The sequence below is a fragment of the Homoserinimonas sp. genome, from assembly GCF_056262345.1.
Genome location: NZ_JBACFR010000221.1, coordinates 1 through 23,679, shown reverse-complemented (window position 1 = coordinate 23,679; position 23,679 = coordinate 1). Strand labels below are relative to the sequence as shown.

Sequence of the window (23,679 nt, the reverse complement as noted above, 5' to 3'; positions counted from 1 at the left end):
TCGTCGGTCGCGGGCCCCTCTAGTAGGCGGCCGTCCGCATCGAAGCGCGACCCGTGCAGCGGGCAATCCCATGAGCGTTCGGCGGAGTTCCAGGTGACGATGCCGCCCATATGCGTGCAGATGGCAGAGACGGCGCAGGTCACACCGTCTACCGTTGAGACCGCCGTTGGTTTGAGCCCTTTCTGGCCCACGACGCCCGTCCCCTCCTCCGGGGCGGTATCGGGCAGTTTGGTGAGCTCGGCTTGCGTCCACCCCGAGGTGAATGCTCCTCCCATTTCGGCGCCGGCGGCGATGCCCGAGGCCATCGATCGCGGTCTCGTGACCCGGTGGTGCAACGTATCCGCCCACGGCAGGCTGTCGCTCAGGATTTCGGCGGTGAGGCTCAGCGCCGCTGCGACTGAGTTGGTCATGCCCCACTTGTTGTATCCGGTGGCGATGAACACCCTGTGATGAGACCGGGGCATCCAGCCCACGAAGGGGATGCGGTTGGCTGAGCGGTAATCCTGTGCAGACCAGGAGTGGGTGCGAATGGCGCCGGGAAAGTGCTCGGCGGTCCATTGCTCGATGTCGCGCACGTTGTCCATGGTGTTCGAGTCTCGCCCCACAACGTGGCCGTTCCCCCCGACTACCAAGCGGTTTTCGCCCGCGACAGGTGCGCTGCGCACCGAGCGACTCGGTGTGTCGATCGAGAGATACATGCCCTGGGGGATCGCGGCCGCTGTTCCGGGTTCGGCGGGCATGCGAAAAGCGAGGGCATAGGAGCGTGTCGCGGTGAGCTTGGCAAAATACAGACCCCTGTCGAGCATGGGAATGCCGGTCGCCAGAATCACCCGTGTGGCATAGACCGTGCCACGGCGGGTCACAACAGAGACGGGTTCACCAGCATCCACGCTCTGCACCCGTGTCTGCTCGATGATGACGCCCCCCAGAGCGCGCACGTCCTTGACCAACGCTGCCACGACGTCGAGGGGGTTGAACTGGGCTTGATCGGCAAGCTTGATTGCCCCGTAGATCTCGAACGGCAGCTCGGTGTCCATGACCCGCGTCACGTCGAGACCGGCCTCGGTGCAGGCCTCGAACTCCGTGTCGAGCGAGGAGACGCCGTCGGGGGTTGCCGCATAGGTGAAAGCATCCCTCCGCTGCACGGGGACACCTCGCTCGCTGAGGTAATCGAGCAACCAGGCCTGTCCCTGCCGGTTTCCCTCCATGTAGGCCTGGGCGACCGATACCGAGGTGTGGGATCGAATCTCGGAGAGTGCGCTGCTGTGCAGCAGGCTCAGCTTTGCCGTGGTGTTGCCTGTGGCCACCGCCCCCGCGAACCTGGCCTCAAGTACAGCGACAGAAAGGCCAGCACGGGCGAGCATGAGGGCAGTGGTGAGCCCGGTCAGCCCCGCTCCCACGATGACGACGTCGTATGCCGATCCCGGTATGAACTCGTCTGCTTCGCTGTCGATCGGCTGGCGGTCTTCAAACCACAGCGATTTTCTGTCATTGGTCGTCATTGTTGTCCCCGTTCCTTTCGTATTGACTCCCGCACTGCGGGAGCCACGTCTGCAGCAAAGCGTTCGACCTGGTGCACGGCATCCGCGGCGGGGCCGAACACGAAAGTATCCATGCCGCCCTCGATAACCAGCGCGGTGAGCTCGTCGATCCACCGTTCGGCTGGCCACTGAAAATCGCCGATCGAGCCACCATCGGTTATGACGCCGAACACGTTGTAGATGCGTTTGACCGACGCGGGATCTCTGCCTGCCTCTGCCGCGCCCGAGTCGATGCGCGCATGCATATCGGGCAGCGAAGAGGGAGGAATGAACGAGGCCGACGGCACCCATCCATCGGCAGAGCGGCCGGTGAATTCGAGCAGGCGCGGGCCGCTCACTCCCAGCCAGATGCCTATGTCGTGGGCCGGTGGGGGGCCCGGCTTGCTGCCCGCGAGGGAGTAGTGGGCGCCGGTGAAGTGCACTGAAGACTCCCGAGACCAGAGGAGGCGGATCACCTCAACGGCCTCTCTCAGAGATGCGGCAGCCTCTGCGGGGGAGCGACGGGGAGTGCCCAGCCCCTCGATGGCGGGCCAGAACGCTCCAGCCCCGAGTCCCAGCTCGAAACGCCCGCCCGAGAGCAGGTCGAGGCTCGCGGCTGTCTTAGCGATCATCGCCGGTGTTCTCAGTGGCACATTGGCAACATCCGGAAACACGCGCAGGTGCTGGGTGCGGTCGAGGATGGCCCCCATCAGCACAAACGAATCGACGAAACGCCGCTGATAGGGGTGGTCTTGAATGCCGACCAGCTCGAGCCCACCCCGCTCCGCCGCGCCCACCATGCCGAACAGCTCGCCCAGCGCCTCAACATCCGGGGTGGGAAAGATGCCGAACTCCACGGGGCGGCCGTAGTCGCTCACAGCGTTGTTCTCCTGCCGATGAGGCGCAGGATGAGCTTTCGGACCTCGTCAAACCACAGCACCACCGAGGCGAGGGCGCAGCAGAGGAGCCAGTGATCGAGATCGAGGGATGCCGTACCAAAGGCCACCTGCAGGAACGACACCTCGACAACGGCGATTTGGAGCAGCACGCCCAAGGCGATGGCACCCCACAGCCAGGGGTTGGCGAACAGCTTGCGGAACGCGCTGCTGGTTTCAGAACGAGAGTTGAGCGCGTTGAAGAGCTGCGCGAACACGAGGGTGGTGAATCCGGCCGTCCTCGCGACGTCGAGGGTTTCGCCGCCCTCAACGAGGCCGCCCGGCAAGAGGAGGTCGATCGAGAAAAGGGTCACGATGGCCATCACCAGACCGATGGAAAGAACTCCGCCCCACATCCTGGCGTCGATCGCGCGGTCGGTCAGTTTGCGGGGCCGCCGGGCCATGACATCGTCGACCTCGGGGTCGACCCCCATCGCGAGCGCAGGCGCAGAGTCGGTGATGAGGTTGATCCACAGAATCTGCGTGGCCAGCAAGGGCAGCACGAGCGAATCTTCGCTGGCCTCCGTCAGGCCGATCACCCCGGCGAACAGCACGCCGAGAAAGACGGTGAGCACCTCGCCCACATTGGACGACAAGAGATAGCGCAAGAACTTCTTGATGTTGTCGAAGATGACACGGCCCTGGCGAACTGCCGCCACAATGGTGGCGAAATTGTCGTCGGCGAGAATCATGCGCGCGGCCTCTTTGGTGACCTCCGTTCCCGTGATGCCCATAGCAATGCCGATGTCGGCGGCTTTGAGAGCGGGGGCGTCATTAACCCCGTCCCCGGTCATCGCCACAATATGGCCGTCGTCCTGCAGCGCATCCACCAGCCGCAGTTTGTGTTCCGGTGAAACTCGGGCATAGACGGAGACCTCCCGCGTCAGGGCCCGGAGCTGCTCGTCGTCGAGCAGGCTGAGTTCCGTGCCCGTTGCGGTGCGCGCCGGGGCCTCGACTATTCCCAGATCAGAGGCGATGCGGGCGGCGGTCGACGGGTGATCTCCGGTAATCATGATCACCCGGATGCTCGCACGGTGCGCCTCGTCGATGGCACCGGCAACCTCCTGCCGCGGCGGGTCGATGATGCCGACCACTCCGGCGTAGATCAGGTCGCGTTCGCGGGATTCATCGAACCCGGATACATCGTCATCGGTTGCGTCGGTGTCGAGGCGGTAAGCGACACCCAGGGTGCGAAACGCTTGCCGAGAGAGCGCCTCGACCTCGTCGAGAGCGGTGCGGCGCAGATCGTCGGTGAGCGGCACCGTATGGTCGCCCACCTGGAGTTGGGTGCAATGGGCTAACAGGATGTCGGGGGCGCCCTTGCTGAAGAGGAGGAGGGTTCCGTCGTCCCTTTCTCGGTGAAGGGTGGACATCATCTTGCGATCGGAGGTGAACGGAATCTCCGCCTGTCGCTCGAAGCGAGAGAGCCCGCTCTGCATGCCGTCGAGCTTGCGGGCCGCCACCAGGAACGCGGCCTCCGTCGGGTCGCCCTGAATTCTCCAGTCCCCGTTGTGCTCGGCGAGCTGGGCATCGTTCGCCAGCGAGCCTGCGCCAAGCACCAATTGCACCTCTCGCAACTGGTCGGCCGAGAGCTCCGCGCCATCGCGAGTCACCGCGCCTTCCGGTCGGTACCCGACCCCGCCCACTGTTGCCTGGCCCGAGGCAGTGACCACTCGCTCGATCGTCATTTCGTTGCGGGTGAGGGTGCCGGTCTTGTCGGTGCAGATCACGGATGCTGAGCCGAGCGACTCCACGGAGCTGAGCTTCGTGACGACCGCATTTCGCCTGGCCATGCGCTGAACGCCGATAGCCAGAACCACCGTGAGAATGGTGGGCAGGCCCTCCGGCACTGCGGCCACCGCGAGGGAGACGCCCAGAAGGAGCACGACCACGAGGTCACTGGGAGCGCTGATGCCGCCCACGAGGATGATCGTGATCATCACGATGAGGGCGACGACCACCACCAAAACGCCGAGCACTTTGCTGATGCGGGCGATCTCCACCTGCAGGGGAGTAGGCGCCTCGACCGTGGAGTCGAGCATGTCGGCGATCGATCCCACCTCGGTCGACATCCCCGTTGCCGTCACCACGCCGCGGCCTACGCCCTGTGCTACCGCGGTGCCCTTGTAGACCATATTGAGACGGTCGCCGAGTGCGATGGTGCCGTGCAGCGGTGCTGGATCTTTGACTACCGCGGCGCTTTCGCCCGTGAGTGAGGCCTCCTGCACGCGAAGTGCGCTGGCAAAAAACAGGCGGGCATCGGCACCGACAGCATCGCCTTCACCGAGCACGAGCACGTCGCCGCGCACCAGATCTGCGGAGGGCACGGTGGCGAGGGCGCCGTCGCGGAGCACCGTGGAGTGCGCTGCGGTCATGGTGCTCAGTGCGGCCACCGCGTCGGCCGCTTTGCTCTCTTGGGTGTAGCCCAGGATGGCGTTGAGCACGATGATGGCGCCGATCACGATGGCGTCGACGGGAGGGCCTTCTGCTCCCTCGAGAAACCAGGCAACAAGTGAGATAGCGACGGCGGCGAGCAAGAGGTAAATGAGGGGGTCCTGCAGTTGCGCGAGCAGGCGGCGCCAGGCGGGTACGGGAGGCGTGCCCCTTAGCTCGTTGGGGCCGTCTGTGGCGAGACGGTGCGCGGCCTCGTCTGCGGAGAGACCGGTCGAGGGGGTGACCTGGAGCTCGTGCGCCACGGCGAGGCCATCGGCGAGATAGGGCGCGGCGAGCACGGATGACGCCCCCGATGCGTCTGACATGCGGCACCGCCTTTCGCCAGAAAGTTAGGTGCAGGGTTGCACGATTCGGGGCGGCGGAACAGTGCCCCGGGGGTCGTTTGTGAACTCCGCGGGCGGGCCGGGCGGCTACGCAATCGGTGCGCAGGAGGGTTACTGCCACCGCCACAGCACATGTCCAGCGAGTTTCCTGAGTATTCCGTGAGGATGTGGCCTGTTTCGGAGCGGTGCGTTCCGGATGTCGTAGGCCCGCAGGGAGGGTGCGTGGTGCGCTGTGCCCCGAGATTGCGGGGCCACGGCCGCGCAAAGCAGGTTCCTGCGACGCCCAGACACGGATTTCGGGCTGTGAGCATATTCGGAGCGTGGCGCTCCGATTAGTACGTGACCCTCAGATTCGGAGCAGAGGCTGGAACGTCCGTGTGCGCCCATGGTGTGGCGCACCCCCCTTAATCACCGCGAACGACGCCGCAGCGCGAGGGTTCGCCTCCCGAGAAAGCTATGCCCGCGAAAACATCACTCAGTTCCCCTATCCGTGCGCTCAAGAACCTCTTCGGGCGCATGTCCAAGAAACGGCGCAGTGCCATCCTCGCTACTGTTGCGGTTCTTGCCGTCGGAGGCATTATTGCCGGCGGCTTGACGGTGCAGAGCGCCGCCGTGGCAGCGGAGGCCGCCGAGGTCGCCGCAGCCCAAGAAGCGCGAGCCGAAGCTGCCGCCAAGCAGGCCGCCTATGAGCAGCGTGTTGAAGCCGAAGCTCTGAGCGTGATCGAAGCAGCGACCCCCGTGATCGCTGCGGCTCAGGGCAAGGTTGACGCCGCGGCCCTTGCTACTCCCGTCGCTTCGCTCACGGAGCGCGCCACTCTTGAGGTCGAGGTAGTCGAGGACCTCATCGAGCAGGCATCCACCGCGATTCCCGTCGTGGAAGCCGCGATTGTCGAGGCAGACCGCGTGGCGGCGGAGGCCGCAGCGGCTGCAGCGGCAGCCGAAGCCGAGCGTGTGGCTGCAGAGGCCGCACAGGCCGCACAGGCCGCGGCGGCCGCAGAAGCAGCCAGGGCGGCATCCGCCACGCCTGCCGGCGCTCAGGCGATCGCCCGAGACATGATGGCCAGCAAGTATGGCTGGGGCGCCGACCAGGCTTCGTGCCTCGTGAACCTCTGGCAGAAGGAATCTGGCTGGCGAGTCGATGCCTACAACGCCTCCAGTGGTGCCACCGGCATTCCTCAGTCGCTGCCCGGCAGCAAGATGGCGACGCACGGCGCTGACTGGAAGACCAACGCGTCGACCCAGATCAGCTGGGGCCTTGACTACATCAAGCGCGCCTATGGCACCCCGTGTGGGGCCTGGGGCCACTCCCAGTCGGTGAACTGGTACTAAGCCGAGTCCACTCTCGAGCGTCACACTCAGCGAACGCCCAGCAGCTAGAACAGCTGTTGTTGGCGTTCGCTGTGTGTTTCCTCGGTAACCGGCGCTCCGCCAGCGCTCTGTTCCGGCCGCCATTGACGGCGAGCGCGACGCCGGAGCCCGACATGCCGGGGCAGTTGCGCCCCCACTGCTCCGGCACATCCCTCGTGTGGACGTTTCGGCGATTGGGCGTTTTCGGAGGAAATACCTCCGATTAGCACCGGTCTCTCAGGCCCGCATTTTGAGACTTAATACGTCCGTATGCGCCTCAACGTGGCGCAGTCAGCTGTCAACCGCGAGCCGCGGCGCCGTGCCGGGCTCGCTGTGAGAGAAAGATTATGCCCACGAAGATATCCGTACCTTCCCCTATTCGCGCAGTTCGCGCCAAGTTCAACGAGATGCCTAAGAAGCGCAGGTTCGCCGTTCTCGGCCTTGTCGCCCTTCTGGCAATGGGCGGCGTCGTCGGAGGTGGCGTCACGGCGCAGAGTGCCGCTGCTGCTGCCCAGGCGCAAGAGGCGGCAGAGCAGGCAGCGTATGAAGAGCGTGTCGAGGAGGCGGCCGTCGCCGTGATCGAGGCGGCAACGCCCGTCTTGGCGGCGGCATCCGGCAAGGTCGACGCGACGGCATTGGCAACCCCCGTGACCGCTCTGGCCGACCGTGCGGCCCTCGAGGTCGAGACCGTCGAAAGCCTCGTAGAAGAAGCCGAAGAGGCCATCCCCGTGGTCCAGGCGGCGATCGAAGAGGCCGACAGGCTCGCTGCTGAGGCCGCTGCCGCAGCGGCCGCCGAGGCCGAGCGCATCGCCGCAGAGCAGGCAGCGGCTGCCGCAGCCGCACAGGCGGCCGCATCGACCCCTGCCGGGGCTCAGGCTGCGGCCCGCGACATGGCAGCCAGCAGGTATGGCTGGGGTGGTGACCAGTTCTCCTGCCTCGTGAACCTCTGGCAGAAGGAGTCGGGTTGGCGTTGGGATGCCTACAACGCGTCGAGTGGTGCCACGGGCATTCCCCAGTCCCTGCCTGGCAGCAAGATGGCCACGCACGGGGCCGACTGGCAGACCAACCCGCTGACGCAGATCAGCTGGGGCCTCGACTACATCAAGCGTGCCTACGGCACTCCGTGTGCTGCATGGTCACACTCGCAAGCCGTTAACTGGTACTAGCGGTCACATCAGCGGCCCGCGCGTCTCTCCCGCAGAGGGGAGCGTGCGGGCCGCTGTCTGTTGCCATCCGGCCCGGCCGGGCACATCATTGCTCGTGTGACGCATCGGGGCACGCCGGCGGGTCGCGCGTCATGAATGCGGCAGCGCGGCGCATTCAGCGTGTCTACCTCACTCTTATGCTGGGCAACACGCTCGCCGCATCCTTTATCTGGGGCATCAATACCCTCTTTCTTTTGGATGCCGGGCTCACCAACTTTGAGGCGTTCGCAGCGAATGCGTTCTTCACAGCGGGCATGGTGATCTTCGAGATACCCACGGGGGTCGTTGCCGACACCCTCGGCCGCAAAGCGTCATACCTGCTCGGCACGATAACGCTGGCGGCGACCACCTTCCTCTACTGGATGCTGTGGGTATGGCATGCGCCGTTTATCTGGTGGGCTGTGGTCTCCGTTCTCCTGGGGTTGGGTTTTACCTTCTTCTCGGGCGCTGTTGAAGCCTGGCTCGTCGACGCGCTCACCCATACCGGGTATACGGGGGCGATGGAGGCCGTGTTCGGCAGAGGGCTTGTCGTCACGGGAATCGCCATGTTTGCGGGCTCGGTTCTCGGCGGAGTTGTGGCGCAGGCGACGAACCTGGGGGTGCCGTTTCTGCTGCGGGCGGCAGTCCTTGTTCTCATGCTCGTCTTTGCCGCGTTCGTCATGCGCGATCTCGGGTTCACCCCCGATCGTTCGAGGGGGCCCATCGCGGCGACGCGGCATGTGCTCACGCGGTCGATAGACCACGGGCTCCGCAAGAAGTCGGTGCGCTACCTCATTCTTTCGGCGCCCTTCGCGTCGGGAGTGGGTATCTACGCCTTCTATGCTCTGCAGCCGTACCTGCTCGCACTGTTTGGTGACCCATCCGCCTACGCCATCGCGGGGCTGGCGGCGGCCGTGCTCTCGCTTGCCCAAATCGCGGGCGGCATTCTTGCGCCGCGCATCAGGGGGCTCTTTCGCCGGCGCACGACCACGGTGATTGCGGCATCCATTGGCAGCGTCGTGGTGCTGATCGCGCTCGGCCTGATCTCGGTCTTCTGGGTGGCAGTGGTGCTGTTGGTGCTGTGGGGATTTGTCTTTGCCGTCGCCGAGCCCGTGCGCCAGGCATATCTCAACGACATGATCCCGTCCAAGCAGCGGGCAACGGTGTTGTCGTTCGACTCACTCTTCGCAAGCCTCGGCGGTGTCGTTATCCAGCCGGGGCTCGGTAGGGCCGCCGATGTATGGAGCTACGGAACCTCGCTCGTGATCGGTGGGATTGTCGAGCTCATCGGGGTTCCTCTCATGCTTGCTAGCCGTCGCCAGAATGAGCCGGCCGATACGGCGCGGTCAGAAGCTGAGCGCGACTAGCCGGGATAGCATCGCGCCATGGGCCACGACATTGTTATCAGCGGTCCCGTGGCCTGGAATCAGATTGTCTACCTCGATCACCTGCCAGAACCGAGACCGCACATGCAGTTCGCCGAGGAGTCGTTCGAGACGGTCGGGGCAACATCGGCGGCTAAGGCGCTGCATCTATCGGCGCTCGGCAACGATGTGACCCTTCGGACCGTGCTGGGCGACGATGCCGAGGCTGCTCGATTGAGCTCGCTGATGGGTGAGGCGGGGGTTACGCTTCGTGGCGCCGTCGTTCCGGGGCCCAGTGAGAGGCATCTCAACCTCATGACCCGGGCAGGGGAGCGGGTGTCGTTGTATCTGTCGTCGCCTGTCGAGCCGGCAGTGGACCTCGAGGAGTTCAGGGTTCTTGCTCGGGGAGCATCCGCGCTCGTCATGGATCTTTCTGCATCCTCGCGAGAGCTTCTGCCTGCGGCGGTAGAGAGTGGCGTTCCAATCTGGACCGACATCCACGACTACGACGGCGCGAGTGACTTTCATCGCCCCTTTATTGAGGCCGCCACGTATGTGTTTATGAACTCGGATGGGCTTGATGATCCCGTGCCCTTCATGCGGTCACTCATGGAGGAGTGTGCTGCAGTCGTGGTGTGCACGCTCGGCGCAGACGGAGCCATTGCCTATGATTCAGAAGGCCTCCACAGGGTGGGAGCCGTGCCCGTTGTGGTCGCCGACAGCAACGGGGCAGGCGACGCCTTCTTCGCGGGGTTTCTGCATGCCCACCTGAAGGGTGCTTCAATTGCTGAGGCGCTCAAGGCCGCAGCAACTCAGGCGGCGGTTGCGCTCGTTACTCGGCATCTGCATCCGCTGTTGGACGCGCCGCTGGGCGGGTAGCGCCCCCGCGCTATATCGGCCTTGTGTATTCAAGATTGATTATGCTAATTTGACCATGCCATCCAACGACGGACCAGGCCAAGGAAGGAAGCAAAACTCCCGTGACTATTCTTCTTGATAAGGGCGCTCGCCGCAGCACACTCCTGAGCGTAGGGGCCCTTGCGGCCGCCATGATGCTTAGCGCTTGTGCCGGTGGCTCAGCGACACCTCCCGCTGCACAGGACGACGACGTTCTCATCAGCCAGGCAGACTGCGACCGCAACCGCGACGCAGGCACGATCACCTACATCTCAGGCTATGGCTACTCGGCCAGCGCTGGGCAGCTCGATGTGTTCCTCGCCGAGGAGCTCGGCTACTTTGATGCGCTGTGTCTCGACGTGGAGATCAACGCATCGGGAGCCAACGGCCAGCAACTCGTGGCCTCGGGTCAGGCGCAGTTCACTGCCCTGGGATCAGCATCCGATGTGATGCTCGCCGCGGCGAACAGCAAGAACCTCACGGCTATTGCCACCTACGGCAGCGTTTCGCCGTTCTCCATCTTCGCCAACGAGGCTGTCACCAGCCTCAAGGGCCTTGAGGGCAAGAAGCTCGGATACTTCATCAACCTCACCCCGATCGCTTCGGCGATGCTCGACAACGCCGGCGTCGATGTCAGCAAGGTCGAGCTGATCAAGATGACCAACTACGACCCCACCGTCGTCACGCGCGGGCAGGTTGACGCAATCGTTGGATACGCCTCGAACCAGCCGGAGTCGCTCAGGGCGCAGGGGCTGCCCTTTACCGAGTTCATGCCCGCCGATGAAGGCGTCGAAGGCACGTACAACGTGATGGAGGTCAACACCCAGTTCCTGAACGCGAACCGCGAGGTCGTATCCGACTTCATGCGCGCGAGCCTCAAGGCGCTGGAGTTCTGCCTCGACGATCACGACGAGTGCATCGACATGATCGCCAAGCTCGCCGAAGACAACAACCAGGGTTCGGCGTTCCCGCGCGACCAGCTCGCTCGCACGTGGGCCGTGGAGTCCGGCTGGGTCACGAGCAACCCCGATCTCGCTCCGGGTATGCAGACCGAAGAGCAGTGGGAGCCCGAGTACGAGCTCGTCAAGCGCTACGGCGGCATCGACACGCTCCCGGCTCTCTCCGAGATGATGGACACCGAACTGGTCGCAGCCCTGTACGACGACGGCGCCCTCATCTGGCCAGGCAAATGAGTTCGCCTCTCCTCACGGTGACGGGCGGCGTCGAGGTCTCTAACGTCTCCAAGAGTTATGGCACCGGCGACGCCCGCACCACCGTGCTCGACAATGTGAGCCTCTCCATTCGCATGGGGGAGTTCGTCTCGGTAATCGGCCCGAGCGGGTGTGGCAAATCCACGCTTCTCAAGGTGATCGCCGGGCTCACGCCGGCCGATTCCGGCACGGTTACGGTCGACGGCAGCACCGTCAAGGCGGCCACCAAGAACAAGATGATCGGTCTGGTTCCTCAGTCGCCCGCGCTGCTGCCGTGGCGAACCGTGCTGGACAACGTGGCGCTCCCCATGAACGTCAACCGTGCTGCAAACACGGGGCGCACGCTCCGAGACCCGCGGGAGATTCTCGACCGCTTCGGCCTCGGCGCAGCGGTGGACAAGTATCCGTCGCAGCTCTCCGGAGGCATGCAGCAGCGGGTCGCCATCGCCAGGGCCTTCGTGTTCGACCCGAGCGTTCTGCTCATGGACGAGCCGTTCTCCGCTCTCGACGAGATGAACCGTGACAAGCAGCGTCTCGGCCTGCTCGACTTCTGGCAGTCCAACCGCAAGGCAGTGCTGTTCGTCACGCACTCGGTTCCCGAGGCAATCATGCTCTCAGATCGAATTGTTGTGATGGCGGCTCACCCCGGGCGCATCGCCGAGATCATCGACGTCACCCTGCCGCGTCCGCGCACGGAGGATGTCTATGCCACCGACGAGTTCCGCGACCTGGAGGGCGTCGTGCGCACGACCCTGAGGAACGTAATGGGGGAGACCCATGTCTGAGATGAGAACGGCGCCAGAATCGGCTACGGAGTCGATCGCCACCGCTGAAGCGCGCACCGCCAAAGAAAGCCGTTGGCTGCCATCGAATACCGATGTCCGAGCTGCGGTGAACTGGAGAATCTGGTTTCCCCCGCTGCTCACGTTCATCATCGCCGGCACGGTGTGGCAGGTTCTTGCGTATGCGAACCCTTATGTGATCCCCACGATCGATGCGATTCTCGGCAGCTTGGCCAAGGACCCGTCGATGTACTGGACCAACTTCTTGGTCACTCTGCAAGAGGTGGTCATCGGGGCTATCGCTGGCATCCTGGCCGGATTCCTCTTCGCCGTTGTGATGGCGGAGTTCCGGTTCATGGAGCGGGCGGTGATGCCGTTGTTCGTCGTGATCATGGTCACGCCCATCGTGGCCATCGCCCCGGCACTTGTCGTGGCATTCGGCTTCGGCATGATGCCCAAGTACATCGTCACGGCACTTGTCGTGTTCTTTCCTATGCTCGTCAATTCGCTCGCAGGGCTTCGGGATGTCGACGGTCGCACGCTCGACGTGATGCGCACGTTGCACGCAAGCCGCTGGGAGATCTTCAGGGATCTGCGCTTTCCCGGCAGCATGCCCTTCGTCTTTGCCGGACTGAGGGTCGCGCTGCCGATGGCCGTCGTCGGTGCTGCGGTGGCCGAGTTCGTGGCCGCGGGGCAGCAGGCTGGCCTCGGCTCGCTCGTCACAATCTCTGCAGCGCAAGCCAATCTGCCCGTCACCTGGGCGAGCATCCTGCTGCTGTGCGTTATGGGCGTCGCGATCGTCTCGATACTCGCTGTCGTGCGAAAGCGCGTTCTGTGGTGGAGCGACGGCGACATCGTCGCCCGCTAGCGGCCCCGCGCCGCTCCCACCGGCAATCACCGTTATCCGTGGCTGTGGCCGCGTGACACCTCTACCGACAAACCCCAAAAACACTGGGGCATGAAGGGCAAGACATGAAGAAGCTCCGCTTTGGCCTGTTCGAAAACGCTCAGGCGAACGACTCCGGCACCGCAACCTGGCGCCACCCCGAGAACCAGCGGGATCACTACGACGACCTCGACTACTGGCGTAACATCGCCACGACGTGCGAGGACGCGGGCTTTGACTTCGTCTTTTTGGCGGATGCCTGGGGCTGGTCTGAGGTCAACGGGGTTCGTCCCGCAATCAGCTCGGAAGAAGGGCTCGATCTGCCCCGCCTCGATCCCGCGATCGTGGCTGCAGCTCTCGTCGCCGAGACGACCCGGCTCGGTCTGGTGATCACGGGCTCGACGCTGCTGGAACAGCCCTACTCATTCGCCCGCCGCATGTCGACTCTCGATCAGCTCTCGGGCGGTCGCATCGGCTGGAATGTGGTCACAACCGGAACCGCCGATACAGCCGTCGAGGCCTTCGGCGTTCCCATGGTTCCGCATGACGAGCGCTATGACATGGCCGACGACTTCATGGAGGTCGTCTACAAGCTGTGGGAGGGCACCTGGGAGCCGGATGCTCTTGAGCGCGATAAAAATGGCCGCTTTGCCGACCCCGCCAAGGTTCACCGCATCGAGCACGACGGCCCGTACTTTCGGTCGCGCGGCTACAGCAACTCCTCGTACTCCCCGCAGGGCACGCCCGTGCTGTTCCAGGCCGGGTCTTCTGACCGGGGCCGCCAGTTCGGGGGCAAGCACGGCGAGTGCATCTTCTTGGGGGGCGGCTCGGTCGACAAGCTCGCCGAGCAGGTCAAGAGCATCCGCGCTGAGGCCGCAGCCGCGGGCCGCACGCCCGAGTCAATCAAGCTCATGGTGGCCTTCTCCTGCGTTGTGGCGCCCACCCGCGAGGAGGCTCAGCGCAAGTACCAGCAGGTGCTCGACGCGCAGTCGCCCGAGGTTGCCGTCGCGTCCTATGCGATGTTTACGGGTCTTGATCTCTCGTCGTATGACCCGACAACTCCCATGTCTGATTTGCACACCGAGCTGTCACAGACTCAGATCTCGCGCTTCGGTGATCGCACCGTTGGCGATGTCCTCGCCGAGTGGCACGCCAACGGCGTGCGGAGCAAGCCCGTCATCGGAACTGCGGAGGATGTCGCTGACGCGCTCATCGCCATCACCGACGGCGCCGACCTGGACGGCTTCTTGCTCACGCCCATCATCCAGCCGGGGTCGACCATCGACTTTATCGAGCAGGTATTGCCCATTCTGCGCGAGCGTGGCGCCATCGACTCAAAGCCGAAGGCCGCGTCGCTGCGCGAGCGTCTGCTCGGGGCGGCGACCCCCACACTGGGCGCGGATCACCCGGGTGCTTCATACCGGGTAAATTCAGAGCAGGGCCGATAACGAATCGAGCTTGGCGAGAACGGGAGTCATTCGTGGGACAGGTCTGCGTAGTCGGAAGCATCAATCTCGATCTGATGGTGCACATTCGGCACTCTCCCCAGGTGGGGGAGACCCTCCTGGCGGAGTCGACTCACCGTTTGCCCGGCGGCAAAGGATTCAATCAGGCCGTCGCGGCCACACGATCAGGGGCAACCACTCGATTCTGTGGCCGCGTCGGCGACGACGGCGATGGCGCCTATCTGAGGGCCGCGCTGGTCGAGGCTGGCCTCGATGCGTCGCATCTCACGGTTGACGAGTCGGAGCTCACGGGGTTCGCCCACGTGGCGATTCTGCCGGGATCGGGCAACTCGATCATCGTGTCGCCCGGCGCCAACAGTGCGCTTAGCGCTGCTGAGGCCGTCGAGGCTGTGGAGGCGCAGGAGACCCCTGCGGTGGTCCTCGTGCAGTTGGAAATCCCGTCGGCTACCGCTGAGGCGGCGCTTGCCGCCGGGCGTCGCGTAGGGGCCGTCACTATTCTCAATGCGGCGCCGCCTGCAGGCGTTACCGACTCGATGCTCTCCCAGGTTGACATCCTCATCGTCAATGAGACGGAGGCGGATGCTCTCGGTGGGGTCGATCGCATGCTCGGCACCGACGATGGCCCCGGGTCGGTCATCGTCACCCTCGGCTCTGAGGGCTCGCTCTGGGTGACCAGGGACGGCACGCGCGTGGATGTTCGATCCTTCTCTGTGGATGCCGTCGATACGACCGGTGCGGGGGACGCATTCTGCGGGGCATTCGCTGCAGCCATCAGCAATGGGCTCGACATTCCTGCCGCCATGCAGCGGGCATCAGCGGCCGGGGCCATTGTGGCCACGCAACTGGGCGCTCAGACCACGGAGTTGTCACCCGAGGCAATCGACCGTCTCGTGGCCACCCGGACCTAGCCGCAGCGCCGAGCTGCAGAACCGAGCCGCAGCGGCTAGCGAGAAACCGCTTCTTCTTTCTGCGCGCCATCTCTGTCGTCGGCAAAGGTGTATTCGCCCGCTTCGAGTCGCGTGCACAGGTCGTTGGCCCACTGCTGTTCTCCCCGGAGCCGACTCGTCGACAGTTCGAAGAATTCGCGAACGTAGGCTGGCGTCGAGGGGGAGCGCTGAACATCGTCGATGTTGTAGGTGTTGCTCACGATTTTGGCGTCGATCTCGCTCACCCGATGGTGCAGTGCATCGATGACCTCTTGCCTACTGAGCACATACATGAAGGAGGTCAGCGCCATGACCGGCGCCATGTCGAACGTCTCGACCGTCCAGAGAACCCGCCTCAGGATCCGCAGAAACTCGACCTCGCCCTCTGGCGTGATGCTGTAGGTCGTGCGTTCGGGCCGGTTGCCCTCCGACTCGGTTCCCTGCTCAGCGACGTAACCGTCTTTCTTGAGCGATCTCAGTGCGTTATAGATCGACCCCGGCTGAATGTTCGCCCACTCGTTAACGTGCCAGGTGAGCAGTTCGCGGCGCAGAAAGTAGCCGTGCACCGGCTGAAACTGACGGACTGCTCCGAGCACGACAAGGCGCGTGATGGTCGACATGGCTCTCATCGTAAGACACGCCGCACGGCCAGCGGGTAGCGGATGCTTGTGGCTAGCCAGATTCTGCAATATTCTTGAACTAACTAATCAAAGTTGACTAGTTGCCGGGTCGATGGCGACCCGCGTGAAACTCCAGGGAGACCAGCATGACGGCTGAGACTGTTACCACCCCCACTCCGATCCACCTGGGTCTGAGGCAAGCATTCTCGTTGTTCCCTACGGGTGTCGTGGCGGTCTGTGCCCTCGACGACGACGGCAACCCCATCGGAATCCCCGTCAACTCCTTTACCTCGGTGTCGCTCGACCCGCCGTTGGTGGGAATCTGCGTGGGCCGCACATCCACCACCTGGCCGGTGCTTGCCGGTCGCGCCCGTCTCGGCCTCAGCGTTCTTGGTGCAGATCAAGGAGAGCTGTGCCGCAGCCTCGCCTCCCGAGGCACTAGTCGCTTCGATGGCGCTGCCTGGCAGCCGACCGCCTACGGTGCCGTCATGATCGAGGGGGCGGCGCTGTGGCTCGACTGCGAGCTGAGGTCATCGTTCGATGGCGGCGACCACGAGGTTGTGCTGCTCGAGGTTATGAACTCCGAGATCTTCGCCGACGTTGAACCCCTCGTCTTTCACCAGAGCCGCTTTCGCGAGCTCCACCCCGTGGCCTGATAGACCCCTTCTATAGGCCGCGTGGTTCTCGGCTTCAGGGTGCGTACTCAGTCGTCGGCGAAACGCTCGTCCAGCCACAGCACGAGGTCGCCCATCACCTCGGCGCGATTAATCTCATTGAAGACCTCGTGGCGAGCCCCCTCATAGACGATGATCTTGATGTCGAGGAGCCCCGACCTCTCCGCATAGTCCTTGGCAAGGCTCAGGGCGCTCTGCTCTCCTCCCAGCGCGTCGTCTGAGCCGACCAGGATGAGCAGGGGGAGCTCCGGTGGCAGGTTGCGCGCGGGGCGGCCGTAGAGGCGCAGCGTGTCTCGATAGCCGTAGAGCTTTTTTAGGGGAACCGTTGTTGTGTAGGGGTCGCGCATGAAGTCGTCGATCACGGCGCGGTCTCGCGTGAGCCACTCAGCAGGGGAGGGCCCGAGGTGCCGGAACCGGGCATTCAGGTCGCCTGCGTTCATGCCGAGCGGAGTGCGATGCGCTGTTCCGGAGAGCACTACTCCGTCGTACCGGTCGGCGTGGTGATTGATGATGATCTGCCCCATCAGCGAGCCCCAGGAGTGGCCGAGGTAGACCAGGGGCACGTCGCCCTCGGTCTCTCTGATGACATCCGTGAACCGCTCGATTGCCGCAATGGTGCCATCGAGTCCTCCAGGCCCAGGTCGACCCATTCGCGAAAGATCGCCCCCGTGCTGTTCGAATCCCGTGCGCCCGTGCCCGCGATGGTCGTCCGCCCACACGCTGTAACCCGCGCTATTAAGTGCTCGAACGAGCTCCGTATAGCGGCCAATGTGCTCGCCAGCGCCATGGGAGAGCTGCACAATGGCGTGAGGGTCGTCGACGCGCCACGATTGGTAGTAGATGCGGACGCCCCAGGAGTCAATGAAGTGCGGCATGCGCCCATTGTGCACCCGGGCGCGCCGACGCATCATGGCTGCCCCTGGATCGAAACACCGTGCGCGGTCGGATATGGTCGCGAGATGGAGAAACGTCAGGACGCCAGGGCGGCCCTCAAGGCGCTCTGCGCCGACAATATCTCGTGGGACCTCTCCCCGTTTCAGGGCTTTGTCGACCCCTCAGTGGCGCGGCGCTCAGCCGTGCTGGTGCTTTTCGGAGTGCTCGACGCTGTGCCTGCGTCGGCAGAGGGCCCGGTCGCGGGCGATATCGACGTGCTCCTCCAACGGCGTTCGGCCAGCATGGGTCATCACCCTGGGCAGATCTCCTTTCCCGGTGGAGGGGTAGAAGAAGGCGATGCCGACATCACGGCGACCGCGCTTCGGGAGGCCGTGGAAGAGACCGGCCTCGACCCCACAGGGGTAGAGATCCTCGGCACCCTGCCGGAGCTTCCGTTAGTGGTGAGCAACAACCTGGTCACGCCGGTGCCGGCGTGGTGGACTCGTCCGTCTCAGGTCGCGGCCGTCGACAGCCGCGAATCCGTGGATGTTTTTCGCGTGCCGGTGGCCGACCTGCTTGACCCCGCCAACAGAGCCACTGTTGTGCGGGTGTGGAAGAAATCGACCATGCGCAGCCCAGCATTCGTGGTGCAGGGTCGGGTCATCTGGGGTTTCACCGCTATTGTGCTCGACCTCATGTTCGAGAAACTCGGGTGGACGATCCCGTGGGACCGCTCGCGCCAAGTCGAGCCGTGACGGTCGTTAGATAACGGAGGTCCCGGTGCTCGAGAGCCGCTTTTTCCAGCTCGATCATTGCCATCTCGGAGTCGCGCTGAGTGCTCACGGAGACGTCCTCGCCGAGAGCCATCGAGACGGCGCCGGCGATGAGGCCGGCAACACCGGCGGTGAGCGCGGTTCCGATTTCTGAGGTGGCTGCCGCCATGCCCACAACGAGCGCGGCGGTCTACACGATTCCGTCGTTAGCCCCCAGCACGCCCGCTCGAAGCCAATTGAGCTTCGAGGCCACGTTCGCAAACTGCGAGCCCGGTTGGGTGGATGCTGGGGGCTTTTTCACGACGCTTTCGGCTAGTCGTTGCGCGGTTTGCGCGCCGACCGATCGTCATAGGATGGGCGATCCCCATACGAGGATCGAGCGGGTCGATCGGTGCGATCGGTGCGACGTGCTCCCGGGCCGCGGTCGGCCCGGATCTCGATCAGCTTGCCGCTGATGCGAGTATCGCTGAGCTTGTCCAGCGTCGCGCGGGGCAGATCGGCCGGCAACTCAACGATGGAGAAGTCGGGAAAGATCTTGATCGCACCAAAGTCGTTGCGGCTCAGCCCACCCTCGTTGGCGAGGGCCCCCACAATCTGGCGGGGCTCGACCTTGTGGCGCTTGCCCACCTCAAGACGGTAGGGCGCGAGCGAAGAATCGGAGTTGCGCGCTCGACGCTCAGGCTTCTCGTCGCGGTCCCAGGTGCGGGTCTCGCGCTCGGCGCGCTGCGGACGCTCCGCCTTGGGGTCGAGAAGCAGGGGAGTCTCGCCCTGGGAGACCACGGCCAGCGCGGCAGCAACATCCGCCTCTGGCACATCGTGGTGCTTGACGTAGTGGCCGATGATGTCGCGGAACGTGGAGATGCGCTCCGTCTGCGACAGCGCTTCCGTAATGGCGTCGTCGAACCGGGTAAGGCGCGTGACGTTGACGTCCTCGACGCTCGGCAACTGCATCTGGGTGAGCGGCTGCCGCGTTGCCCGCTCGATCGCCGTGAGCAGGCGTCGCTCGCGAGGCGTTACGAAGCTGATTGCGGCGCCGCTACGACCAGCGCGACCCGTGCGTCCGATGCGATGAACGTACGACTCTGTGTCGATGGGGATATCGAAGTTGACGACGTGACTGATGCGCTCGACGTCAAGACCGCGGGCGGCAACGTCGGTCGCCACCAGGATGTCGAGCTTGCCCGACTTGAGCTGCTCCACCGTGCGCTCACGCTGGGCCTGGGCCACGTCGCCGTTGATGGCGGCCGCAGCGTATCCGCGGGCCCTCAGCTTCTCGGCGAGAGTCTCGGTCTCGTTCTTGGTGCGGGTGAACACGATCATGCCCTCGAAGTTCTCGACCTCGAGGATGCGCGTGAGGGCATCGACCTTCTGCGGGTACGACACCATCAGGTAGCGCTGTGTGGTGTTGACGGAGGTCGTGGTCTTGTTCTTGACCGTGATCTCTTCGGGGTCGTGCAGGTACTTGGCGGAGATGCGGCGGATCTGGGCGGGCATGGTCGCCGAGAAGAGCGCGACCTGCTTGTCGTCCGGGGTGTCGGCGAGAATCGTCTCGACGTCTTCGGCGAAGCCCATCTTGAGCATCTCATCGGCCTCGTCGAGCACAAGGTACTTGAGCTCGGAGAGGTCGAGGGTGCCCTTTTCCAGGTGGTCCATGATGCGACCGGGGGTGCCGACAACAACATGCACGCCGCGGCGAAGGGCAGAAAGCTGTACCCCATAGCCCTGACCGCCGTAGACGGGCAGCACGTGTACGCCTCGGAGGTGTGCAGCGTACTTCTCGAACGCTTCACACACCTGCAGGGCGAGCTCGCGGGTGGGGGCGAGCACGAGGGCCTGCGGAGTCTTCTGCGAGATGTCGAGGCGGGAGAGGATGGGCAGCGCAAATGCTGCGGTCTTACCGGTTCCGGTCTGGGCGAGTCCTACGACATCGCGGCCTTCGAGAAGCGGGGGGATCGTGGCGGCCTGAATGGCCGACGGGGTTTCGTATCCGACATCCTTAAGTGCTTTGAGCACGGCGTCGGAGAGTCCGAGATCGGAAAAAGTGGTGGTCACAGCGGCAGGTTCTGCCTCGCTCTGTGGGGTGCTATCGGGGGACGTCATTAGATAAGGGTAGTCCTTCATGGTCTCTTCGGAGACCTATGCTGCGCGACCAATCGGTGCTAACCTGAAACCAAATGGTTGTAGATAGCGTGAGTGGTGCCGAGATCGACCGCATCTTCCAGGCCCTGGCGGATGCTACTCGCCGCGACATCGTCACGAGAGCGGCGAACGGCGAACATTCTGTGTCGTCGCTCGCTCGGCGTTATGACATGAGCCTCGCGGCAGTGCAGAAGCATGTTGCCGTGCTGGAGCGAGCCGATCTCATCGTCAAGAAGCGCAAGGGACGTGAGCAGATTGTTCAGCCTAATCCGCACGCCTTTCGGCGCGCGCGGGACCTGCTCGATTCATATGAAGCTCTCTGGCGTCACCGGGTAGAGGCCATCGACGACATTCTCGCCCAGGAGTAAGAGAGGAACGATCATGCCAGTAGTCAGCTCAAACAAAGATGTCGAAAAGCACTCCCTCACTTTCGTCGCCGAGTTCTCGGCGCCCGTAGAGCGCGTGTGGCAGGTGTGGCAAGACCCGCGCCAGCTAGAGCGCTGGTGGGGGCCGCCGTCGTGGCCAGCAACGTTTGTGCGGCACGAATTCGAGCCCGGCGGTGAATCCCGGTACTTCATGACGGGCCCGACGGGGGAGCGGGCGGGAGGCTGGTGGCGAACCGAGAGCGTCGAGCCACCGAAGCGTTTTTCGGTGATCGATGGCTTCGCGGCCGAAGACGGCGAGCCAGACCCCGACATGCCGCAGAGCCGCATGGAGGTCACGCTCGAAGCGGTTGCGGGCGGCACCAGGATGACCGTAGTCGGCACCTACGCCACTGCCGAAGAGTTCGAGAAGGTAGCGGCCATGGGCATGGAGGAAGGCATGACGCTGGCCCTAGGTCAGATTGATGAACTCCTCGCCGTAAAGTTCGTATAACTACGGAGGGTGCCGCGCGGCGACTCGCTCAGGCGTCGCCGCGCGGCGCTCGACACGGTCGCGCCGCCCTAGGCTTAACGCCATGAACTCGACCAGGATGATCATCGACTGCGACCCGGGACTCGATGATGCTCTCGCCCTCCTCCTTGCCCATGCAGATCCCTCCGTGGTGATCGAAGCCGTAACAACGGTCGGGGGTAACGTGGCACTCGCGGACACGACCCGCAATGCCCTCGAACTCCGGGAGTACCTGGGATTCACTGACGTGCCGGTCGCTGCGGGCGCTGCTGGCCCCCTCGCGGGCGAGGTGAGAAACGCTGCCGAGGTCCACGGATCGGGCGGCCTCGGCTCGGTCGTTCTTCCGGCGGCAGCACTCCCGCTGGACGACCGCGATGCCGTGACCCTCATCATCGACCTGCTGCGCAACAACCCTGGCGAGATCGACCTCGTCGCCATTGGCCCGCTCACGAATATTGCCCTTGCCCTCCGCGCTGAGCCGAGGGTCGCCCAGTGGGCCAAGTCGTTTGTGATCATGGGCGGCTCCTACACGCGGGGCAACACCACTCCGGCGGCGGAGTTCAACATTTACGCCGATCCGGCCGCTGCTGCGGAGGTTTTCGCCGCCGACTGGCAGGTAGTTATGGTCGGGCTCGATCTCACGCTTCAGGCCAGGGTCACCGGCGCCATCAAGGACCGCATGCTCGGGCTCGGCACTCTCGGTTCCGAACTCGTCGTCCCGCTCTCCACGTTCTGGGCCGATCCGCTCGACCCCGACTGGGGTGGTCAGGCGGTGCACGATGTCTGTGCGATCGCTTATGTCACGCATCCGGAGCTATTCCGCAGCACGCCAGCGAGGGTGGACGTGGAGACCCAGGGTTCCTTCACGTCAGGCATGACCGTCACCAATTTTCGGTCGCCAAACCCCAATGCCCTCGTGCCAACAGATCTCGACGTCGATGGTTTTTGGGACATGGTTCTCGGCCACTATTCCGCGGCGGCCGAGACACACTGACGCCAGAGACCCCGCCGGTATACTCGTTCAATGCAAACGGAGCGGCGCACACGGTTAGGTCCAGAAGAGCGCCGTGCGCAGCTCGTCGCGCTGGGCGTCGCATTCCTCGCCGAACACCCGGTGGAGTCCCTCAGCATCGAGTACCTCTCGACGACGGCCGGGGTGTCAAGGGCGCTGCTTTTTCACTATTTCGGCTCTAAGACGGGCATGCAGCGAGAAATCGTCCGAGAGGCACGAGACAGCATGCTGCGCTCCACCGAATCTGGGCCGGGGCTCGAACCGCGGGAGCGCATCCACGCAACGCTCTCCCTGATCGTGGACTTTGTCCGTGAGCACAAGGGCACGTTCTATTCGCTCGTGCGCGGTGTGGCTAGCGGCGCCTCGGAGGTGCGTGAGGTCATAGAAGAGGCCAGAACTGTGCAGGCGGATCGTGTAATCGCTGCCTTCATCGAGCTGGGATATGCCGATACGCCGCTGCTGCGTGCTGCCTTGAGGTCGTGGGTGGCATTCGTGGAGGATCTGCTCGTGCGCATAGCGGTCGGAACCGAGACACCGTCGGGGCAGATCGTGGCGTTTCTTGAGCGCAGCGCCCAGGCTGTCGTCGCGGCCGTCGAGGATCCGTTCTCAGACGCCTAGCCGTCCGATGGCTGGTTGAGAACCCATCTGAGCGTTTCGACGATCGACGCCGCTGCCACCCCGGCGGGGTCGTTTCCTAGGCTTTTGCCCTTCTCTACGAGAGCAGTGTTGAGTTGCACCTGAATCTCGAAGGGGTCATTCGCTTTCTTCGCCCATTTGAGAGCCTTGATTGCCGCCTTTGCACCTACCGCCTGCTGCCAGGTAGCCGCGTCTTTCACGTCGCCCTTAAGGTCGGTGATCCACTCGTCGATCTCGTCAGCGGTTTTCATGGTGCCTTTCGTCGGTGTTCTGCGGGTCCAGCACTGAAGCTGGGAGTTTCTTGTGAGTAAGACCACTTCTGGCTGTGAGTGAGGGTACGTTCCCAGCAACAGCAATCCGGTCGGACGCAAATGCGATGGGCCGGGGAACGGAGCACATCATGGCAGTAATCCTGTGGATTCTGGCCGTAATTCTCGTAGTTAGCGGTATCGTCGCGCTCTTCCGCCGACAGGTTCTGTGGGGCATCGTTCTCATCGTTGTCGGACTGCTGGTGGGTCCGGGAGGAACCAGCATATTCACTTGATCTGGCGCTAAGCCACTTGAGCTACCAACGCCCCCGGCATCGGCCGGGGGCGTTGTTGCTGCTTCCTTCGAGCGCGCTGTTTATTCCCTGCGCATCCGCTCCCTCCTGCCATGGCAGACGTAGCGTGAGGCAAATGCCTATTGCGTGAGGAGACATCATGAAAGCGCTTGTGTACGAGGGCCCGGGTCAGAAGTCCTGGAAGGACGTGCCAGACCCGAA

At 64.1% G+C, this 23,679-nt stretch carries 24 protein-coding genes; 16 read left to right on the top strand and 8 right to left on the bottom strand.

Annotated features, from left to right (window positions below; all coding sequences use genetic code 11):
• From AC062T_RS10710 to AC062T_RS10700, 3 genes are all read right to left on the bottom strand, one after another.
• Positions 1-1,502, bottom strand: a 1,502-nt coding sequence (locus AC062T_RS10710) for an FAD-dependent oxidoreductase (RefSeq protein WP_476029891.1), incomplete at its 3' end; no start/stop codon positions are given.
• Positions 1,499-2,398: an LLM class flavin-dependent oxidoreductase gene (locus tag AC062T_RS10705; protein WP_476029890.1), complete on the bottom strand. Its 900-nt coding sequence runs from the start codon at positions 2,396-2,398 to the stop codon at positions 1,499-1,501. The genes AC062T_RS10710 and AC062T_RS10705, both read right to left, overlap by 4 nt.
• Positions 2,395-5,214 (bottom strand): cation-translocating P-type ATPase, encoded by a 2,820-nt coding sequence (locus AC062T_RS10700; protein WP_476029888.1) that lies wholly within the window; start codon positions 5,212-5,214, stop codon positions 2,395-2,397. The genes AC062T_RS10705 and AC062T_RS10700 overlap by 4 nt, the downstream gene beginning before the upstream one ends.
• A 474-nt stretch (positions 5,215-5,688) precedes the next feature.
• Between AC062T_RS10700 and AC062T_RS10695 the strand changes: the two genes are divergently transcribed.
• The 9 genes from AC062T_RS10695 to AC062T_RS10655 all read left to right on the top strand — a co-directional run bounded on the left by AC062T_RS10695 (position 5,689) and on the right by AC062T_RS10655 (position 15,277).
• Positions 5,689-6,561 carry an aggregation-promoting factor C-terminal-like domain-containing protein gene (locus tag AC062T_RS10695; RefSeq protein ID WP_476029886.1) on the top strand — a complete coding sequence of 291 codons (873 nt, stop codon included), beginning with the start codon at positions 5,689-5,691 and terminating at the stop codon, positions 6,559-6,561.
• Positions 6,562-6,926: 365 nt separating this feature from the next.
• Positions 6,927-7,745 (top strand): aggregation-promoting factor C-terminal-like domain-containing protein, encoded by an 819-nt coding sequence (locus tag AC062T_RS10690; protein WP_476029884.1) that lies wholly within the window; start codon positions 6,927-6,929, stop codon positions 7,743-7,745.
• A gap of 131 nt (positions 7,746-7,876) precedes the next feature.
• Complete coding sequence (locus AC062T_RS10685) at positions 7,877-9,130, top strand: MFS transporter (RefSeq protein WP_476029882.1); 1,254 nt, start codon at positions 7,877-7,879, stop codon at positions 9,128-9,130.
• Between the two features lie 18 nt (positions 9,131-9,148).
• Positions 9,149-10,006 carry a carbohydrate kinase family protein gene (locus AC062T_RS10680; protein ID WP_476029880.1) on the top strand — a complete coding sequence of 286 codons (858 nt, stop codon included), beginning with the start codon at positions 9,149-9,151 and terminating at the stop codon, positions 10,004-10,006.
• Positions 10,007-10,107: 101 nt separating this feature from the next.
• Complete coding sequence (locus AC062T_RS10675; RefSeq protein WP_476029878.1) at positions 10,108-11,217, top strand: ABC transporter substrate-binding protein; 1,110 nt, start codon at positions 10,108-10,110, stop codon at positions 11,215-11,217.
• Complete coding sequence (locus tag AC062T_RS10670; RefSeq protein WP_476029876.1) at positions 11,214-12,020, top strand: ABC transporter ATP-binding protein; 807 nt, start codon at positions 11,214-11,216, stop codon at positions 12,018-12,020. The genes AC062T_RS10675 and AC062T_RS10670 overlap by 4 nt, the downstream gene beginning before the upstream one ends.
• Positions 12,013-12,885: an ABC transporter permease gene (locus AC062T_RS10665; protein ID WP_476029874.1), complete on the top strand. Its 873-nt coding sequence runs from the start codon at positions 12,013-12,015 to the stop codon at positions 12,883-12,885. Before AC062T_RS10670 ends, AC062T_RS10665 begins: the two co-directional genes overlap by 8 nt.
• A 104-nt stretch (positions 12,886-12,989) precedes the next feature.
• Positions 12,990-14,351 carry an NtaA/DmoA family FMN-dependent monooxygenase gene (locus tag AC062T_RS10660; RefSeq protein ID WP_476029872.1) on the top strand — a complete coding sequence of 454 codons (1,362 nt, stop codon included), beginning with the start codon at positions 12,990-12,992 and terminating at the stop codon, positions 14,349-14,351.
• Between the two features lie 32 nt (positions 14,352-14,383).
• Positions 14,384-15,277, top strand: a complete 894-nt coding sequence (locus tag AC062T_RS10655) for a ribokinase (RefSeq protein WP_476029869.1) — start codon at positions 14,384-14,386, stop codon at positions 15,275-15,277.
• Between the two features lie 35 nt (positions 15,278-15,312).
• Here the strand turns inward: AC062T_RS10655 and AC062T_RS10650 are convergent, their stop codons facing one another.
• Positions 15,313-15,915, bottom strand: coding sequence for a PadR family transcriptional regulator (locus tag AC062T_RS10650; RefSeq protein ID WP_476029867.1), 603 nt, complete (start codon positions 15,913-15,915; stop codon positions 15,313-15,315).
• A gap of 146 nt (positions 15,916-16,061) precedes the next feature.
• Between AC062T_RS10650 and AC062T_RS10645 the strand changes: the two genes are divergently transcribed.
• Entirely contained in the window at positions 16,062-16,571 is a 510-nt protein-coding gene (locus tag AC062T_RS10645) for a flavin reductase family protein (protein ID WP_108996698.1), read from the top strand.
• Positions 16,572-16,618: 47 nt separating this feature from the next.
• Here AC062T_RS10645 and AC062T_RS10640 read toward each other — a convergent pair whose 3' ends face one another.
• Positions 16,619-17,464, bottom strand: coding sequence for an alpha/beta hydrolase (locus AC062T_RS10640; RefSeq protein WP_476029865.1), 846 nt, complete (start codon positions 17,462-17,464; stop codon positions 16,619-16,621).
• An 84-nt stretch (positions 17,465-17,548) separates the two neighbouring features.
• On the opposite strand from AC062T_RS10640, the gene AC062T_RS10635 reads away from it, so the two are divergent.
• Positions 17,549-18,217: an NUDIX hydrolase gene (locus AC062T_RS10635; protein ID WP_476029863.1), complete on the top strand. Its 669-nt coding sequence runs from the start codon at positions 17,549-17,551 to the stop codon at positions 18,215-18,217.
• Here AC062T_RS10635 and AC062T_RS10630 read toward each other — a convergent pair.
• Together AC062T_RS10630 and AC062T_RS10625 are read right to left on the bottom strand one after the other, a co-directional pair.
• Entirely contained in the window at positions 18,156-18,404 is a 249-nt protein-coding gene (locus AC062T_RS10630; RefSeq protein WP_476029861.1) for a VIT1/CCC1 transporter family protein, read from the bottom strand. The genes AC062T_RS10635 and AC062T_RS10630 overlap by 62 nt on opposite strands.
• A 143-nt stretch (positions 18,405-18,547) precedes the next feature.
• Positions 18,548-20,335, bottom strand: a complete 1,788-nt coding sequence (locus AC062T_RS10625) for a DEAD/DEAH box helicase (RefSeq protein ID WP_476029859.1) — start codon at positions 20,333-20,335, stop codon at positions 18,548-18,550.
• A 74-nt stretch (positions 20,336-20,409) separates the two neighbouring features.
• On the opposite strand from AC062T_RS10625, the gene AC062T_RS10620 reads away from it, so the two are divergent.
• The 4 genes from AC062T_RS10620 (at position 20,410) to AC062T_RS10605 (ending at position 22,898) form a co-directional block, all read left to right on the top strand.
• Complete coding sequence (locus tag AC062T_RS10620; protein ID WP_476029857.1) at positions 20,410-20,742, top strand: ArsR/SmtB family transcription factor; 333 nt, start codon at positions 20,410-20,412, stop codon at positions 20,740-20,742.
• 13 nt (positions 20,743-20,755) lie between these two features.
• On the top strand, positions 20,756-21,250 hold the full coding sequence (locus AC062T_RS10615; protein WP_476029855.1) for an SRPBCC family protein: 495 nt from the start codon (positions 20,756-20,758) through the stop codon (positions 21,248-21,250).
• Between the two features lie 82 nt (positions 21,251-21,332).
• Entirely contained in the window at positions 21,333-22,262 is a 930-nt protein-coding gene (locus tag AC062T_RS10610) for a nucleoside hydrolase (protein WP_476029853.1), read from the top strand.
• Between the two features lie 30 nt (positions 22,263-22,292).
• Positions 22,293-22,898: a TetR/AcrR family transcriptional regulator gene (locus AC062T_RS10605; RefSeq protein WP_476029851.1), complete on the top strand. Its 606-nt coding sequence runs from the start codon at positions 22,293-22,295 to the stop codon at positions 22,896-22,898.
• Here AC062T_RS10605 and AC062T_RS10600 read toward each other — a convergent pair.
• On the bottom strand, positions 22,895-23,167 hold the full coding sequence (locus AC062T_RS10600) for a hypothetical protein (protein WP_476029849.1): 273 nt from the start codon (positions 23,165-23,167) through the stop codon (positions 22,895-22,897). The two genes, AC062T_RS10605 and AC062T_RS10600, sit on opposite strands and share 4 nt — an antisense overlap.
• Positions 23,168-23,316: 149 nt before the next feature.
• Here AC062T_RS10600 and AC062T_RS10595 point away from each other — a divergent pair, with 149 nt between their 5' ends.
• Entirely contained in the window at positions 23,317-23,460 is a 144-nt protein-coding gene (locus AC062T_RS10595; protein WP_199220388.1) for a GPGG-motif small membrane protein, read from the top strand.
• Positions 23,461-23,679: the final 219 nt, after the last annotated feature.